Genomic DNA, 16,256 nt, shown 5'->3' with positions numbered 1-16,256 from the left:
CACTACTTCCACTGAGTATTTATCGAGTTGCGCGCGCTCCGCGGCGCTAGCTCCAACCACGGGAGGGGCGGGCATTTCAGGTCAGCGGGCACGTTCAACGCGTTTTTCGTCCCAGACCGGCTCGGCCGATTCGTACACCTTGCCGTCCGAGCCGAACACGAGGAACCGGTCGAAGGTGCGCGCGAACCAGCGGTCATGCGTGACGGCCAGGACGGTCCCCTCGAAGTGGTCTATGGCCCGTTCCAAGGCTTCCGCGGAGTGCAGGTCCAGGTTGTCCGTGGGCTCGTCCAGCAGCAGCAGCGTGGCGCCGCTGAGCTGGAGCAGCAGGATCTGGAACCGCGCCTGCTGCCCGCCGGAGAGGGACTCGTACTTCTGCTCTGACTGTCCGGCCAGACCATAACCGTCCAGCGCGCCGGCAGCGGCCTCGCGGCCCAGCCCCGAGCGGTGCTCGTCTCCCCGGTGCAGGATGTCCAGCAGCGTCTTGCCCATAAGGTCGGGCCGCACGTGGGTTTGCGCGAAGAAGCCGGGACGGATGCGGGCCCCGAGTTTCACCGTTCCTTCGTGCGGCACCTCCGCGATCTCCACGTCCGACACCGGCAGGTGCTCCCGCTCCGGATCGGTTCCACCGGTGGCCAGCAGCCGAAGGAAGTGAGACTTGCCTGACCCGTTGGACCCCAGGACTCCTACCCGGTCGCCGAACCACACTTCCGTGGAGAACGGCTTCATCAGCCCGGTCAGTTCCAACCGCTCCGCCACGATGGCCCGCTTGGCCGTCCGGCCGCCCTTGAGCCGCATCTGCACGTTCTGCTCGATGGGCAGTGCCTCCGGCGGCCCCGACTCGAGGAACTTAGCCAGGCGGGTCTGGGCCGCGTGGTACCGGTTGGCCATGTCCGAGCGGAAGGCGGCCTTGTTCTTGTACATGTTGACGAGTTCCTTGAGCTTGATGTGCTCCTCGTCCCAGCGTTTGCGCAGTTCCTCAAACCGGGCGTTGCGGTCCGCACGCGCTTCCACGTACGACGCGAATCCGCCGCCGTGGACCCAGGCCCCGGCCCCGTTGATGCCCGGCTCCAGCGTCACGATACGTCCCGCTGCGTTGTTCAGCAGTTCACGGTCGTGACTGATGAAGAACACGGTTTTCCTGGACTCATTGAGCTTCTCCTCAAGCCAGCGTTTGCCGGGCACGTCCAGGTAGTTGTCCGGTTCGTCCAGCAGCAGCAGCTCGTCCGGGCCGGCGAAAAGCGCTTCGAGGACCAGGCGTTTCTGCTCGCCGCCGGAAAGGCTCGACGCCGGCCGGTGCTGCGCGCGGTCATAGGGGAGTCCCAGCGCGGCCATGCAGACCTCGTCCCAGACGGTTTCGACGTCGTACCCTCCGGCGTCACCCCAATCGACGATGGCCTGGGCGTACCGCATCTGGGTGGGTTCGTCGTCGTGCTCCATCATGGCCCGCTCCGCCTCGTCCACCTCGCGGGCCGCCGCAGCCAGGGCTGGTGGTGCAGCGGAAACCAGGAGGTCACGCACACTGGAGCCGTCCCTTACCTGACCCACGAACTGGCGCATGATTCCCATGTTTCCGGACCGTCCAATGACGCCCTCGTCGGGGGTGAGGTCGCCGGCGATGATCCGGAACAGCGTGGTTTTGCCTGTCCCGTTGGGCCCGATCAGCGCGGTTTTCGTGCCATCGGGAACCTTGAAAGTGACCCCATTCAGCAGCTGCGTGCCGTCGGAGAGGAAATAATCGATACCGGAAATGTCAATATGGGCCACGCAGTCCATCTTCCCACGCCACCCCACGCAGTTTTGGTCCGGGGATGCAGGCCACAACAGGGTGGAAGCCCGCACACCTGGCCAAAACCTAGCCGGCGGCAGTCAGGAATTCCTTAAGCAGCGGCCCCGAGGTGGTTGCCCCGAGTCCGCCGTCCTCCACGAAGACGGCCACGGCAAGGTCGCCGTGCACCGCGACGATCCAGGCATGGGTCTTGGGCGGGTTCTCATTGCCGAACTCTGCCGTGCCGGTTTTAGCGCCCACGGGGGCCCCGGGAACCGAGGACAGGAACCCTGCGTGTCCGCTGGTGACGACGGCGCGCATCATGTCCGCGAGCGACGCGGCTTCTTCGGCGGTGATTGGCTGGTCAGAGGCAGTTGATGGAGCTTCAGCCGTAGCCGTGGCGGAGGGCTGCGCAGCGGGAGCGGTGGAGCCGCTGGTGGTCCCGGCCGCCGTTTCGCCGCCGTCGGGATTCAGGACAAGCTGTGGCGAAACGGGCGCGCCCTTGGCAACTGATCCCGCCATCATGGCTGCCGCAAGGGGCGACAGCAGTACCTTGCCCTGGCCGATCATCGATGCGGCATGCTCTGTCCCCGCAGCCTCAGCAGGGACGGAGCCCAGGAAGGCTTCCGCTCCCAGAGTGGGTGCCTCAACGGCCAGGCCCATGGCCATGGCAGCGGATTCGAGCTGGCCCTGCGAGACTTTGTCCCGCGCGGCAATGAACGCGGTGTTGCAGGAGTGGGCGAACGCGTCCCTGAGGGTGACCGAGCCCAGGGAACCTTCCGGATATCCCTCCGCATTCTTGAAGGTCCGGCCATCAACCGTAAGCGTCGGCGTGCACTCGACCTTCGATTCCGGAGTGAGGCCGTTGCGGAACATCGCCAGGGAATCAACCATCTTGAAGATTGACCCGGGGGCATATTGGCCCAGCATGGCCGTGTTGTAGCCGTTGCTGCCGGGCCCGGAAGCGACAGCCAGTACTGCACCCGTCGAGGGGCGAAGGGCCACGATGGCAGACGCGGGACCCACGTCTGCCAGTGTATCTTCGGCGAGCGTCTGGAGGCCCGGGTCCAAGGTGGTCTTCAGCGGTGTGCCGGGCGTCGGCGCCACCTCAAACAGCACCCGCCGCGGGTCCGTTGCCGAGGATTGGATCTGTTCCCGCGTCAGGTCTGCCCGCTGGGCGCGGATAACGACGGCGTCAGTTCCCCGGAGCTGTTTATCGTACTGCTGCTGCAGGCCGCCGATGCCGGTGACGTCACCGGGAGCCAGTGCACCATCTGATGCCTCGATCTGCTCCGCTGTTGCTTCGCCGACTGTGCCGAGGACGGCCCGGGCAAAGGTCCGGCTGGGTGCCAGGGGCATGGTGGCGGGAATGGCACGAGCGCCGGGAATGGCGGCGATTTGCTCGTTGGTGATGGTGCGGCCCTCGTCACGCAGCGTGATCGCCGGAACGAACGCTGCCGCCCCCGCGGCCTTCACCTGTTCCACGTATCCGGCGGGATCGACTCCCACCAGGGCGGCGAGCTTGCTGGCAGAATCCGACGGATCGGCAGGACCCAGCTGGGGCTTGTCGATGCCCACGTTGACCACAGCCCGGTAAGTGACCAGGGGGACATCGCCGGCCCCGAGGATGTCGGCACGCTGCGGTGACTGCGCGCCCTTGCTCAGGATCTCGGAATCCGCAAGGCCGGGCACCAGCGTTGCCGGGTCCCAGACCGTCAGCCACTTATCGCCGGACTTTTTGAACTTCGCCGAGACGGTGTACTTCCATTGCGCCTCGCCGAACGCCCAGGTGTAATTCAGCGGTGCCGACGCGTTGTCCCCGTCGAGTGTGAGCTCGCCAGCCTGAACAGCGGGTTTTTGGGGATCAAGGGCGGCGAAAACCGCCTTGAGCTGGTCGTTGGCGGCAGCGGCATCCTTGCCCTCGAAAGCCACCGTACTGATGTCCAGGCCAGAGACGGCCGTGGCGAGCTGCGAGGCTGCGGCTTCAGCACCGCTGCGGCCGTCGTCGCATGCCACGAGTGACGTTCCGAGAATGAGCAATGCGGCCGCAACCGACACTTTTGTGTTTTTCCCCATCGCGCCATTATGCCCCGGTTTTGCCACCCGGTTTTCCCGCGTGACAGCCATCTCAATGCCGGGTCAGCTGCCACCGCCGGCATCCAGCCCCAGGGCGGGGACCGGCAGCCGGAATATGTCTTTCAAGGCATGAGTCGCGGCGTGCAGGCCCGGCATGCCCGTGACGCCGGGGCCTGGCGGCGTAGCGGAGGAACACAGATAGACGCCGGGCAGGGGAGTACGCCAAGGAACCCTTGAAACCACCGGTCGCTGCAGCAGGCCGCGCAGGTCCATGGTGCCCACGCTGAAGTCGCCGCCAATGTAGTTGCGGTTGTAGTCGGCCAGTCCGGCAGCCGTGACCGTGTTCGACTGCACCACAAGGTCGCGGAATCCCGGCGCAAAGCGTTCCAGCTGGGCGGTGACAGCCTCCGTCATATCCTGCGTGGAATTGGCAGGGACGTGGCAGTAGGTCCACAGCGTATGGCGCCCCTCAGGCGCCCGGCCGGGATCGAACCGGGACGGCTGGGCCGCCAGGACGTACGGCCTTTCCGGATGCCTGCCTGCGTTGACATCGTTCTCGGACCTGGCAAGCTCCTCCCGTGTGCCGCCCAGGTGCACTGTTCCGGCGTCCGAAAGGCCGGGAGCCTGCCAGGGAACGGGTCCGGACAGGATGAAATCCACTTTGCAGGAGCCGTTACCGTAGCGGAAAGACTCCAGGGAAGAGCGGTACCGGGCCGGCAGCGCCCCACCCGCCATGCCGACCAGGCCACGCGGTGACACGTTCAGCAGGACAGCGCGCGCCTTCGGGAGGTCCTCCAGCCTGTCCACGGGTGCATCGGTGTGGATAAGCCCCCCGTGCGCGCGGAGGTCTTCAGCAAGGGCTGCCGAGATGGCGGCGGAACCGCCCATCGGGATGGGCCACCCCTGCGCATGCCCGAGGGCACTGAGCATCAGGCCGGCTCCGGACGCGGCAAGGGATGGCTGATGCGCAATCGCGTGGGAGGCAACGCCGCTGAGCAGGGCGGGAGCGAACTCTTCATGGAACCTTGTGTTCCACACCGGTGTTCCCTGTTCCAGGGTCCGCAGCCCAAAGACCACGGCGGCAAGCGGGTCCCTTGGCATTCGGTACAGCTGGTTCTGGGTGAAGTCCATGACGCCGTCGATATTCCTGACCAAAGGCGTCATGAGCCGCCGGTAGGCGGCACCGTCCCCGCCCAGCTCCGCTGCGGTCCTGTCCAGGGAACGGTACGCCAGGGCCGCCCGTCCGCCATCCAGCGGCGAGCCGTAGGAGATGTCCGGACTGACAAGCTTCACCCGGCGCGCCAGCTCGAACGCCCGGAAGAAAGGGGAGGCCAGGGCCATGGGGTGGACCGCTGAACACACATCGTGGAAGTGTCCGGGCTGCATCAGTTCGGAGGTCCGCGTCCCGCCGCCGATATAATGAGCGGCCTCGAAAACCTCCACGGTCAGCCCGGCGCGGGCCATGACCGCCGCTGCGGCCAGGCCGTTGGGACCAGCACCTACCACCGCTACATCAGGCATGCGAGGAGTCCTTCCCTGGAAGAAGCAGATATGCCGGGCGGCGCAAGCTCACCCGCAGCCGGTCCGGTGCACCGGAGAAGGGACCGCCATGGGGGTCATCAAGGTGATGCCGCCGGATGGGATCGTAGTTGGGGTCGTAGATATCCCAGGTGACCCGCGCCATCAGGTATGCGACGGCGAGCATATGGGCAGCCACTGCCAGGACGTAATACGGCATGTCCAGGTTGTGCTGGGAGGAGCCTGCGCTGGTCACCTGACCAAGGTACATCCACACCGCGGCCCAGTGCAGGCCCTCGACGCCCTGCCACACCAGGAAGTCCCGCCACCGCGGCCGCGCCAGCGCAAGGAGCGGGATAAGCCACACCACGAACTGCGGAGAGTAGGCCTTGTTGGTGAGGATGACGGCCGCCACCAGGAGGAAAGCCAGCTGGGCCAGCCGGGGACGGCGGGGAGCATTCAGCGCGACGACGGCCACCGCAGCACAACACATCACAAAGAGTGCCGGGGAGAGCAGGTCCACTGCCCCCTGACTCAAACCCGGCCAGCGCAGCCTCCCCGCCACCAGGTTGTAGGCGAACCACGGAGAGCTGTAACCGGCGTCGCGGTCCGCGGTGAACCGGAAATAGTAGGCCCATCCGCTGAAATTGGCTGCTGCGAAAGGCAGGTTGACGGCCGTCCAGGTCGCCGCAGCGGCGCCACCGGTGACCAGCAGAGGGCGGAACCGGCCCGTGCGCAGGCTGAGCAGCAGGATTGCAGCCACAACCAGCAGCGGATACAGGTTGGTAGCGGTGGCGAGTCCGAGCAGGATGCCTGCCGGCGCCAGCCGCTGCCGCGCGAAAAAGTACATACCCACCGCTACCAGGCACACGGTCAAGAGGTCCCAGTTCACGGTTCCCGCGAGGATGATGCCGGGTGCCAGCGCCACCATCGCAGCATCCCAAGGCCGGCGGGCTGACGTCCTTGCCGTTGCGATGACCGTGAGCATGGCCACTGCGGCCAGCAGGATTGCATTGATGTCGAAATACGCCAGGACCCGTTCCTCGGAGGCGCCGGTTCCCGGAACCAGCCAGGCTGCCAGCCCCGCAACCAGGGCTGTCACTACCGGATATTCGAACTGGCTGCCAACTATCGGGAATGCACCATCCGCCAGGCCGCGGTTCCGGAAGAGTTCGGGAAAGTCCGAATAGCAGGTGGCATAGAACTGGGTGGGGGACTCCCAGCCGTTTGCGCGGCAATAGCCCTTGAACAGGACTCCAACTAACGCCGCCAGGATGGTCAGGAGGATCAGGACCCGCTCCACGGTGAAAATTCCGGGTGTAACGACGCCGGGTTCACACCTTCGTCCCAGCGGACCGCCGGCCACCTCGGTGAAGTTCCGCAGCAGCACATCGCTGCGGCTGGGAACCACCAGTCGGGGCCGTTCCCGGCGCCCCGGGGGCTGGGTCTCCTCCATGCAGTCGAGCTTACCGGGGTGCTTGGAGGATGATGTCCGATTTCGGGCGGGCCTGTATCGTCGCAAGGTGTGCCGGGAACCGCAGCAGGTATGCCGCCAAGGTTGGCCCGTCATTTGTCCTTACATACGCACATGAAAGACAGCGGTTCAATCCGCCGGTCTTCAGGAGGTTACAGGTGGAAAGCCAGAGGGTCCGCGGCCAGTCATCCGCGATGGAGACCGGGCTTGCCCCCGCACCGGCTGGTGCCGCCGAACGGTGGCGCATGCCCGGCCTCATTGGGCTGCTTGGCTTCTGCGCTGCGTTCATCGGCTCGTGGCTCCCCTCATTCTGGGATGACGAGATCGCCACCATCTCCGCCGCCGGCCGGTCCCCCGCCGACCTGATGGTGCTTCTACAGTCCGTCGACGCCGTCCATGGGCTCTACTACCTGACCATGCACTTCTGGACGTCCGTCTTCGGCTTCTCCGAAGTCTCCATGAGGCTGCCCTCAGCTCTGGCAGTGGGCTTTGCCTGCGCCGGGACGGCGGTCATCGGGCGAAAGCTGGGGTCCGATGCACTTGGCCTCGCTGCCGGCCTTGTGCTGGCGGTCCTTCCGCGCATGGTGTGGGCAGGAACGGAAGCGCGGCAATCTGCGTTCACCGCACTGATCGCCGTTGCCCTCACCCTCCTGCTGCTTCGGGCCTGGGAGTCCAACCGCGTCCTGGACTGGGTCCTGTACGCCCTCACCGCGGTGCTGGGTGTCTGGATGTTCATGTTCTTTGCCTTGGCTGTCGCTGCCCACGCGGCGGCGGCTGCCATCCTGCGGCGCCGCGTGGTGGCTACCTTGGCGGCGTGTGCGGTGGCCGGAGCCGGCGTGCTGCCGTTCCTTGTCTACTCCCTGGGGCAGAAAGCACAAGTGGACTGGATCCAGAACCGGTCCCTGGCCCAGAACCTGATGACCGCCGCCGTGAAACAGTATTTCTACGGCGATGACCGGCCCACGGGGAATATGCCTCCCACCTGGGTCCTGGCGTTCGTGGTGTTCCTGGGTGTTGTGCAGGTCGCCCTGGTGGCTTGGGGTCTTTGGGCCGCACGCGGAGACGCCGGCCTTCGTCCATTGCTCGGGCTGGGGCTGGCCGGAGTGGCAGTGCCAATTGCCGGACTGCTGCTGGTCAGCGTCGTAGCCCAGCCTGTCTACGTGGCCCGGTACCTGACCTTCACGGCACCGGCGTTTGCCCTGCTGGTGGGCCTGGGCATCACCAGGCTTCCGTCCGGCAACAGGTGGCTGCGGCCCATGGTGGTGGCCGCCGTGATTGGCTGCAGCCTGGTCCCGCAAGCAACGCTCAAGAGCCTGGTCAATGAACCGGCGGATACCGAACGGCGGATCGCGGCCCTGCTGGACCAGCAGGAACCGCAACCCGCCGCGGTGGTCTTCGACGAGCCGTATCTGCGGGATATGGTGCTCGCCTATCCGGAGCACTTTACCGGCGTGGAAGACCTATCCCTGGAGGAAACCCCGGCAGAGTCAGGAACCCTGTGGGGTGTGGATGCTCCCGTCACGGCCGGCGAGCTGGCGGGCCGTGGTGAGGTGCTTTTCGTCGGGCTCGGTAATGGTGCCCCCAACGACCTTTCAGCCTTTGCCGCGGCAGAATGCCGGGAAACCCGCAACCAAGCCTTCCAGCGCATGGTCCTCATCTCCTTCGCCTGTTCCTGAGGCCCCGGCTGCCGAAGTGCCATGACGGAGCCGTCAGCGGAGCCCGCCCATCTGCTGGTGCATCAGGACGAAGACGTCGTCCCGCTGCTGTTCCAGCAGGTTCCTGTTGAATTGCTTTCGGCGGGCCCGCTGTACAGGAAACAGGAGTTTCCGGATCTTTCGGATCATAGTTCTCACCTCCCATTGCACGATGTGCCAACTGGAGCCCTGAAAAGGGCACAACAAATCGACTGGCAGTAATTAGAAAGAAATTGCCGCAACAATCTGCGATAGAAAGCACCGGCAATGACGAAGGCAGCCAGGAACAAACAAATTCCCGGCAGGCTGCGGACAAACCAACTGGAAACAGATTTTCCTTGCTGGGTGCAGACAGGTCAGGGCACTAGGTGCGGAACGGCGGAGCCAAAGCCGGCCGCGGACAGCCGGGCCTACCGGTGCTCCTGCATGTCACGCGGGGCACTGCATATCACGCGGGGCTTCCCTGCCGTCGAACCAGTAGACGGCGGAACAGGCGCCTGCTAGCAGCCCGGATAGCCCCGGAACAGGTGCGCATTATGCGCCGAGGCCGGGCCGGCATTGATGGTGGTCTTCCGTCCGCCAGTCAAAGTCATCATTTCTCCCAACCTCCTTTTCTCCTGTTTGCCGCAATCAAAGCGTGCAGCCGGGGCGCCGTCCCCGGCATATTGCTCTGGGGACAGGAATAAAAGTACACCAGGAATTGACCGCTGGCTACCTATTCAAGAAAACAGGCAGAAGAAATTCGAAAAAGCGGATATTCAGAGGCCCCAGCGCACAATTGCAGGCGTCTTCTTGTCCCAGCCCAAGGTGCAGACCTTCGCCGTTCCAAGGATGAAGTGACGGCCCTCAGTGGGCGGCAGTTCCAGCCAGCGCGCCGTCAGGATCCGGGAAAAATGGCCGTGCGCCACGATGAGCACATTGTCCATCCCCGATTCCAGGACTTTGCCGATGATCTTGTCAGCCCTGGCAGCCACTTCGTCCAGCGTCTCGCCATTCGGAACGCCATGCGTCCAGATGAGGTAGTCGGGGTTGTCCTTGCGGATCAGGTCCGAGCTGATGCCCTCGTAATCGCCATAGTTCCATTCCACGGCCAGTGGTTCGTGCTGTGCGTCCGGAAAACCGGCAAGCTCCGCCGTGCGCCGAGCACGCCGCAGGGGCGAGGTGAGCACCAGGTCGAAGTCGACGGCGTCGAGCACCTTCCGGGCTTCCACGGCCTGCTGCTCACCTTCGACCGTGAGGGGGAGGTCGGTAAGTCCCGTGTACTGGCCGCTCTTGGACCATTCGGTCTCGCCGTGGCGCAGGATCCAAAGCTGGGGGCGCGGGGCGAGGGCGGGATATGTCATTTGGTCTCCTCAGAAGGGGAAGGTTCGACGGCGGCAGGAGACTCTGCGGGCTCTGCTGAAGCAGGTGACGATTCGGGCTGTTCTTTCCACCAGCGAATCAACCGGGCTTCCGCTTCCTCTGTTGCAAGGGGCCCGTGTTCCATCCGCTCGTTGAGCAGGAATTTGTAGGCCCTGCCCACCACTGGCCCGGGCTTGAGCCCAAGTATCGCCATGATCCGGGCGCCGTCCAGGTCCGGCCTCACGGCATCCAGGGATTCCTGTTCCTTCAGGGCGACGATGCGGGCTTCGAGGTCGTCATAGGCGAAGGCCAGCCGCTCGGCCTTGCGCTGGTTCCGGGTAGTGACGTCGGACCGCGTAAGGCGGTGCAGGCGCTCCAGCAGCGGCCCGGCGTCGGTGACGTAGCGGCGGACGGCGGAGTCGGACCAGCCGGCGTCGCCGTACCCGTAGAAGCGCATGTGAAGCTCCACCAGGCGGGCAACGGCCTTGATGGTGTCGTTGTCGAACCTGAGGGCCTTCATCCGCTTGGTGGTGAGCTTGGCTCCCACCATGTCGTGATGGCGGAAGCTGACCGCGCCCCCTGGTTCGAAGCGCCGCGTAGCCGGCTTGCCGACGTCGTGCATCAATGCTGCGAAGCGCAGCACAAAGTCGGGGCCGGGCACGGGCCCGTCCGCATCCGTTTCCAGCTCCGCTGCCTGTTCCAGCACCTGGAGGGAGTGCTGGTAGACGTCCTTGTGCCGGTGGTGCTCGTCGGACTCGAGACGCAGCGCGGAAACTTCGGGGAGCACATACTCGGCAAGGCCCGAGTCCACCAGGAGGTCCACGCCAGCGCGGGGCTGCGCTCCACAGATGAGCTTGGTGAGCTCGTCACGCACCCGCTCTGCCGAGATGATGGTGATGCGCTCGGCCATCCTGGCCATGGCCTCGCGGACGTCGTCATGCACTGCCACGCCCAGCTGCGCGGCGAACCTGGCGGCCCGCATCATCCTCAGCGGGTCATCGGAGAAGGACAGCTCAGGCGCTCCCGGGGTGGCCAGCACAGACGCGTGCAGGTCCCGGACGCCGCCGAACGGGTCCACCAGCTCCATGGACGGCAGTTTCAGTGCCATGGCGTTGATGGTGAAATCCCTGCGGAGCAGGTCATCGGTCAGCGACGATCCGAACGCCACCATGGGCTTGCGCGACTCGGGGTCGTAGGCCTCAGCCCGGTACGTGGTGATTTCAATCTGGAACCCGTCCTTGCGCAAGCCGATGGTTCCGAAGGCGCGGCCGATGTCCCAATAATTGTCGGCCCACTTCTTGATGAGGGCCACCGTCTGCTCAGGGGTGGCATCCGTGGTGAAGTCAAGGTCGGGGGAGGTCCGCCCCAGGAACAGGTCACGCACGGGCCCTCCCACCAGCGACAATTCATGCCCGGCGTCCACAAAGCGCTGGCCCAGCTCCAGGACCACCGGGTCCACCTTGAAGTCGACGGTGTGGGATTCAGTCTTGTGATGTGCGTGCGCCATAGTTACTTAAGCTTGGCAGAAACCGGCGGCCCGGCAGGCCAAAAAAGAGTCAAGATCCCGAGGATTCCGTCTACCGCCGGGAATCTGCGTCATATGCCGTCCATGTTGGTGTCATGTTCCGGTCATCACGAACGGGCAACAGTCGTTAGAGTGGACTCCATGGCCCATCCAGTACCGAGCGCTCCAGGCAGGAGGACAAACGCACCATTGCCGTCGGCGATCGGTGCGCACGTTGCCCCTGCCCCGCATTCGGCACCGGCTTCGCTGCCCACGGTTGAGGAAGTTTCGGCCGGCGGCGTGGTGGTGGACACTTCCGACGCCGAGTTGAGGGTAGCGATTATCGCCCGCCTTAACCGCGGCGGACGTCTCGAATGGTGCCTGCCCAAGGGCCATCCGGAGGGCAAGGAAAACAACGAAGAGGCAGCAGTCCGGGAAATCGCCGAAGAAACCGGCATCGAGGGAAGCATCCTGGCTCCACTGGGCAGCATCGACTACTGGTTCACGGTGAGCGGCCACCGGGTCCACAAGACCGTGCACCACTATCTCCTGCGGGCCACGGGCGGCGAACTGACCATCGAGAACGATCCCGACCAGGAAGCCGTGGATGTTGCGTGGGTGCCCATCCAGGAACTGGCACGGAAACTTTCCTTTCCCAATGAACGGCGCATTGCCGACCTTGCCCGTGAGGTCCTGCCCGGGCACCTGTAGGGCCGTGCACTGCACCCCTCCCTGGCAGTGCTCAACGCACTTACCGTCCCGGCGTTGCGGCGATAAGCCCCCGCGGGTGAGACGATGAACTCGATGTCAGCTACCAACTCTCCTTCCGATAATGCCGGCCGCCCCGGCGATACGGTTCCCAAAGGCGTGCCCCCGGAAGCGGGCGGCCCGGAACTGGCCGCGGCGGACACTTCGCAGGCCGCCACGGGCGCCAGTGAAACCCGTTCCAGCGCCATCATGGCCGCGGGGACGCTGGTTTCGCGCTTCTTGGGATTCGGCAAGACCTGGATGCTCGGCACGGCCCTGGGGCTTGGCTCCACGGTCAACGACACGTTCATCAACGCAAACAACCTCCCCAACCTGATCTTCCTTCTGGTGGCCGGCGGCGTGTTCAACGCCGTGCTCGTGCCGCAAATCATCAAAGCCAGCAAGGCGCCGGACAGGGGAGCGGATTACATCAGCAGGCTGCTGACGCTTGCTGTCCTGCTCCTGCTGGGCCTCACGGCCATGGTCACGCTGGCGGCCCCGTGGGTCATCGACCTGACCACCCAGGGCTATTCCCCGCAGCAAAAGGCGCTGGCAGTCACGTTCGCCTTCTGGTGCCTGCCACAGATCTTCTTCTACGGCCTCTATGCCCTCCTTACCCAGGTCCTCAATGCCAACGGAGCGTTCGGCCCGGCCATGTGGGCACCCATCCTCAACAACCTGGTGGCCATCGCGGGCCTGGGGATGTTTATCTGGATCTTTGGCAGCAACGAGGTGAATCCGCACAGCCTGGCCAACTGGGGTGACACACAGACGCTGTTCGTGGCCGGCTTCTCCACGATCGGGGTCGTATCCCAGACGGCGATCCTCCTGATCCCGGTTTTCCGGCTGCGGCTCGGACTCCGCCCGCGGTTCGGCTGGCGGGGCGTCGGCCTGGGCAAGGCGGCCAAGCTGAGCGTGTGGACGCTCCTGACGGCCGCCGTCGGGCAGCTCGCGTTCCTTTATGTCATGCGTATTGCCACCATTCCCGGAGCCGAGCGCATCCGTCTGGAGGAGGCGGGGGATCCCGCCGCGGATATGCTGCCGGGCAACGCGGTCCTTGAGGTTGCCAGCCAGCTGTACCTGCTGCCGCACTCCATCATTGCGCTCTCACTCGCCACAGTGCTGTTCAACCGGATGACCCGGGCATCGCAGGACGGTAACCGGGATGAGCTGCGGGACGCGCTTTCGCACGGGCTTCGCACCATGGCGGTGGCCACCGTCTTTGGCGCGCTGGCCCTGTTCGCGCTGGCCGGACCGCTGGGCATGTTCTTCTCCGGCGGCTCACGCCAGGATGGCGTGATGCTGGCGCAGACGCTCACCATCCTTGCCCTCAGCACGCCGTTCATGAGCGCGAACTTCATGATGTCACGGGTGTTCTACGCCAACGAGGACGCGCGCACGCCGTTCTATGTCCAGCTGCTGCTGGCGGTGGTCTACGTGGCCGGCGCGTTCGCCATCCAGTTCCTGCCGGTCAACCAGATCATCTACGCCATCGCGGTCCTGTACATGGTGGGAAACATCCTCTCCGTGGTGATCAGCGCCTACTTCCTGCGCCGGCTGCTGGGTCATCTGGACGGACCGCGGATCGCCAACTCCTATATCCGCATGGGTTACGCGGCCCTGGGTTCAGCGATTGCCGGCGCGGGTGCCCTGTGGCTGATGGGAAGTTACAGCCCGGACGGCTTCGCCTGGCAGGACCGCCTGACCGCCCTGATAACGGTCGTGGTGGTGGGCCCGGTCATGCTGGTGGCCTACTTCTTCCTGCTCAAGCTGTTCCGCGTGGCGGAACTGCGCGACCTGCTCCGTCCGCTGCTTGGCCGCCTGGGACGCGGCGGCCCCGCTGCACCTGCGGCGGCGGGCGGGACACCGCCGTCGTCCTCTCCGGAGGGGACACCGACTGTGGAAGGTGGCTCTGCTGACGCCGGCATGCACCGTCCGGCACGCGCCACCACGTCCGTTGACACCGGCCTCATTCCCCGGATTTCCGGTGAGTTTGACGCGGTCTCCTTCCGCGCAGGTCCCGAGCCGGACCGTACGGCGCGCCGGGCGGGTACTTACGACGGCGGGCCTTACGACGGCGGCAAGGGAACATCCGACGGCGGTTACCTGCCCGGCGAGGACCAGCCCGGCACTGCGCGGGGAGGTCTGCTCCGAGAAGAGATCCCGCTGCCCGGCCGCCGCACCTTCCAGGGGAAGGCCGGCGAGAACCCGCACTTCAAGCAGCGGCGCCGGCGTAAAAAGTGATTGCCCTGCCGTTCCCCAGCCCCTGAGTCAGCGGCGCGCCGGACGCAATCCGCTAGGATCGGAAAGGTACAGGGGGAGTTGCATTCAGGGGCAAGCCGCGCGGCAGGTCCCTGAACGGGGGTTGCATCATCCATGCCGGCAACCCCGGACAGTCTAGGAGGAACACGTGTCCAACCCGATCGATGTCGGATCAGTACTGGGCGGCCGCTACAAGGTCACAGCCACTGTATTGGCCTCGCACGACCACGATCTGGTGCTGGACGGTGTGGACCAGGTCCTCAACCGGCCGGTCAGCATCCTTGTTGCAGGTCCGCAGAACACGGAGCAGGTTGCCCAGAGCGCCCGCGAAGTAGCCACCGGTGAACGGCCGGGCAGCGTCCAGGTACTGGACCTCGGCGTCAGTGACGCCGCGACCTACCTTATTACCAACCACACATCCGCTGCAGATCTGCTGGATCTTGTGGTGGCTTCGAATCCGCCGTACGTGGAGCCGTTTTTCACGGATACGCTGGGGAGCGAGATCTTTGGCCAGCCCCGGTCCCACGAGCCGGAGCCGTATGACGAGGAAGACCACGTCGACGCCGGCTACATCAACTACGGGGAAACCCACGCGAGCCAGGTGAACCCCTACCGGACCGCACCTGTTGTGCCGCCTAAGCCTGCTGTCCGTCCCGCGGCGGCACCCGGGGCCGGCCGCAGCGGGGCTCCTGCCGTAGGCGGTGCTGCCGCCGCCGGTGGGGCCGCCGCCATGGGTGCCGCCACCGGAGCGGGTGCTGCAGCCGGCAAAGCCGTTGCAAGCAGTGCTGATCCGGAGGCTACCGCTGCCCACCCGGTGCAGGGTGCCGCCGACGGTTCCGCTCCAGCTGCCGGCAGCGCCGCTTCGGGCACTGCAGCCAGGGACGCCGGCGCCGGCAAGCCCAAAGTTTCGTTGTGGTCGGAGGACGACTACGCCCAGGCAGACCGGCAGGGTCCATACGACCACGATCCGGAGCCTGAGGATGAGCCCCAGCCGGTCAACAAGAAGTCAGGCATGTTCGCCCGGGCGGGAGCGCCCGCAGCCGCAGGTGTAGCCTTTGCCGACCCCGGGGACTACGACGGCGACCGGAACCAGCCTGACCGTGAGCCCCGTTCCATGCGATGGCTGGTGGGCGGCCTCCTGGCCGTAGTGCTCATCGCGGGCCTCATCTTCGCGGTGACAAACCTGGGCAGCCTCTTTTCCCAGCCGCAGGCTAACAATCCTGCCCCGGCGACGACCAGTGCACCCGAAGGTTCTTCCGCCCCCACCCAGGCGCCCAGCTCGGCTCCGCCAACTGCCCCTCCGGCCATCGAAAGCGTTTCCCGCCAGGGGGACTTCGACTTTGCCGGGGCGTTCGACCGCGACCTGGTGAAGGCCTACGACGGAAACGCCGCCAGCTACTGGTCCGACATGGAATTTGCCACCGAGAACTGGGGCGGCCTGGCTCCACAGGGTGTCCCGCTGGTGGTGAAGTTGGAGAGCCCGGCAACGGTATCCTCCATCACCCTCTCCCAGCTCGGTGGATCTGGGGGCAACATCACCGTCTACACCAACGACCGGCCCTCCCTGGACGGAGCCAAGGCGGTAGGGACCAACAGCTTCACCTCGACGGACCTCAACATGCCGTTGGCCGAGCCCGTCAAGGCCCAGTACGTCATCGTTTCCGTCAATTCCCTCCCCAGGCTCGCGGCGCCGAAGACCCGTTATGGCTATGGCATCCGCCTTGCGGAGATCAAGGTCCAATAACCTCGGGCAATCTTCACGACATGCGGCCCTTTCCCACAACGGGGGAAAGGGCCGCTGCTTTGTGGGTCCAGGACGGGAGAATGTGACACCTGACGCCGCACCGGGTTAAGGCAGCCCGCGGGAGGACGGTA

General features: G+C 65.5%; 11 protein-coding genes. 4 read left to right on the top strand and 7 right to left on the bottom strand.

Annotation, left to right across the window (positions count from 1 at the left end; genetic code table 11):
• Window positions 1–81: 81 nt before the first annotated feature.
• The 4 genes from AC5RUU_RS05290 to AC5RUU_RS05275 all read right to left on the bottom strand — a co-directional run bounded on the left by AC5RUU_RS05290 (window position 82) and on the right by AC5RUU_RS05275 (window position 6,815).
• A complete protein-coding gene (locus AC5RUU_RS05290) occupies window positions 82–1,764 on the bottom strand; it encodes an ABC-F family ATP-binding cassette domain-containing protein (RefSeq protein WP_493974163.1) in 1,683 nt (560 codons plus the stop codon).
• Window positions 1,765–1,852: 88 nt separating this feature from the next.
• Window positions 1,853–3,841, bottom strand: coding sequence for a penicillin-binding transpeptidase domain-containing protein (locus AC5RUU_RS05285; RefSeq protein WP_493974162.1), 1,989 nt, complete (start codon window positions 3,839–3,841; stop codon window positions 1,853–1,855).
• 63 nt (window positions 3,842–3,904) lie between these two features.
• Complete coding sequence (locus AC5RUU_RS05280; RefSeq protein ID WP_493974161.1) at window positions 3,905–5,362, bottom strand: phytoene desaturase family protein; 1,458 nt, start codon at window positions 5,360–5,362, stop codon at window positions 3,905–3,907.
• Window positions 5,355–6,815: a glycosyltransferase family 87 protein gene (locus AC5RUU_RS05275; protein WP_493974160.1), complete on the bottom strand. Its 1,461-nt coding sequence runs from the start codon at window positions 6,813–6,815 to the stop codon at window positions 5,355–5,357. Before AC5RUU_RS05275 ends, AC5RUU_RS05280 begins: the two co-directional genes overlap by 8 nt.
• Before the next feature lie 176 nt (window positions 6,816–6,991).
• Here AC5RUU_RS05275 and AC5RUU_RS05270 point away from each other — a divergent pair, with 176 nt between their 5' ends.
• Entirely contained in the window at window positions 6,992–8,509 is a 1,518-nt protein-coding gene (locus AC5RUU_RS05270) for a glycosyltransferase family 39 protein (RefSeq protein ID WP_493974159.1), read from the top strand.
• A gap of 33 nt (window positions 8,510–8,542) precedes the next feature.
• Here AC5RUU_RS05270 and AC5RUU_RS05265 read toward each other — a convergent pair whose 3' ends face one another.
• The 3 genes from AC5RUU_RS05265 to AC5RUU_RS05255 all read right to left on the bottom strand — a co-directional run bounded on the left by AC5RUU_RS05265 (window position 8,543) and on the right by AC5RUU_RS05255 (window position 11,375).
• Window positions 8,543–8,677: a hypothetical protein gene (locus tag AC5RUU_RS05265; protein ID WP_493974158.1), complete on the bottom strand. Its 135-nt coding sequence runs from the start codon at window positions 8,675–8,677 to the stop codon at window positions 8,543–8,545.
• A 608-nt stretch (window positions 8,678–9,285) separates the two neighbouring features.
• Complete coding sequence (locus AC5RUU_RS05260) at window positions 9,286–9,870, bottom strand: histidine phosphatase family protein (protein ID WP_493974157.1); 585 nt, start codon at window positions 9,868–9,870, stop codon at window positions 9,286–9,288.
• Window positions 9,867–11,375 carry a CCA tRNA nucleotidyltransferase gene (locus AC5RUU_RS05255; RefSeq protein ID WP_493974156.1) on the bottom strand — a complete coding sequence of 503 codons (1,509 nt, stop codon included), beginning with the start codon at window positions 11,373–11,375 and terminating at the stop codon, window positions 9,867–9,869. The genes AC5RUU_RS05260 and AC5RUU_RS05255 overlap by 4 nt, the downstream gene beginning before the upstream one ends.
• A gap of 207 nt (window positions 11,376–11,582) precedes the next feature.
• Between AC5RUU_RS05255 and AC5RUU_RS05250 the strand changes: the two genes are divergently transcribed.
• The 3 genes from AC5RUU_RS05250 (at window position 11,583) to AC5RUU_RS05240 (ending at window position 16,125) form a co-directional block, all read left to right on the top strand.
• Window positions 11,583–12,083, top strand: coding sequence for an NUDIX hydrolase (locus AC5RUU_RS05250; RefSeq protein ID WP_009357101.1), 501 nt, complete (start codon window positions 11,583–11,585; stop codon window positions 12,081–12,083).
• Between the two features lie 93 nt (window positions 12,084–12,176).
• Entirely contained in the window at window positions 12,177–14,363 is a 2,187-nt protein-coding gene (gene murJ, locus AC5RUU_RS05245; RefSeq protein ID WP_493974155.1) for a murein biosynthesis integral membrane protein MurJ, read from the top strand.
• Window positions 14,364–14,529: 166 nt separating this feature from the next.
• Window positions 14,530–16,125, top strand: coding sequence for a discoidin domain-containing protein (locus tag AC5RUU_RS05240; RefSeq protein ID WP_493974154.1), 1,596 nt, complete (start codon window positions 14,530–14,532; stop codon window positions 16,123–16,125).
• Window positions 16,126–16,256: the final 131 nt, after the last annotated feature.

The organism is Arthrobacter sp. K4-10C, from assembly GCF_059090085.1.
Note: the sequence above shows the minus strand (reverse complement) of the source record. Positions and strands in the feature narration are given on the sequence as shown.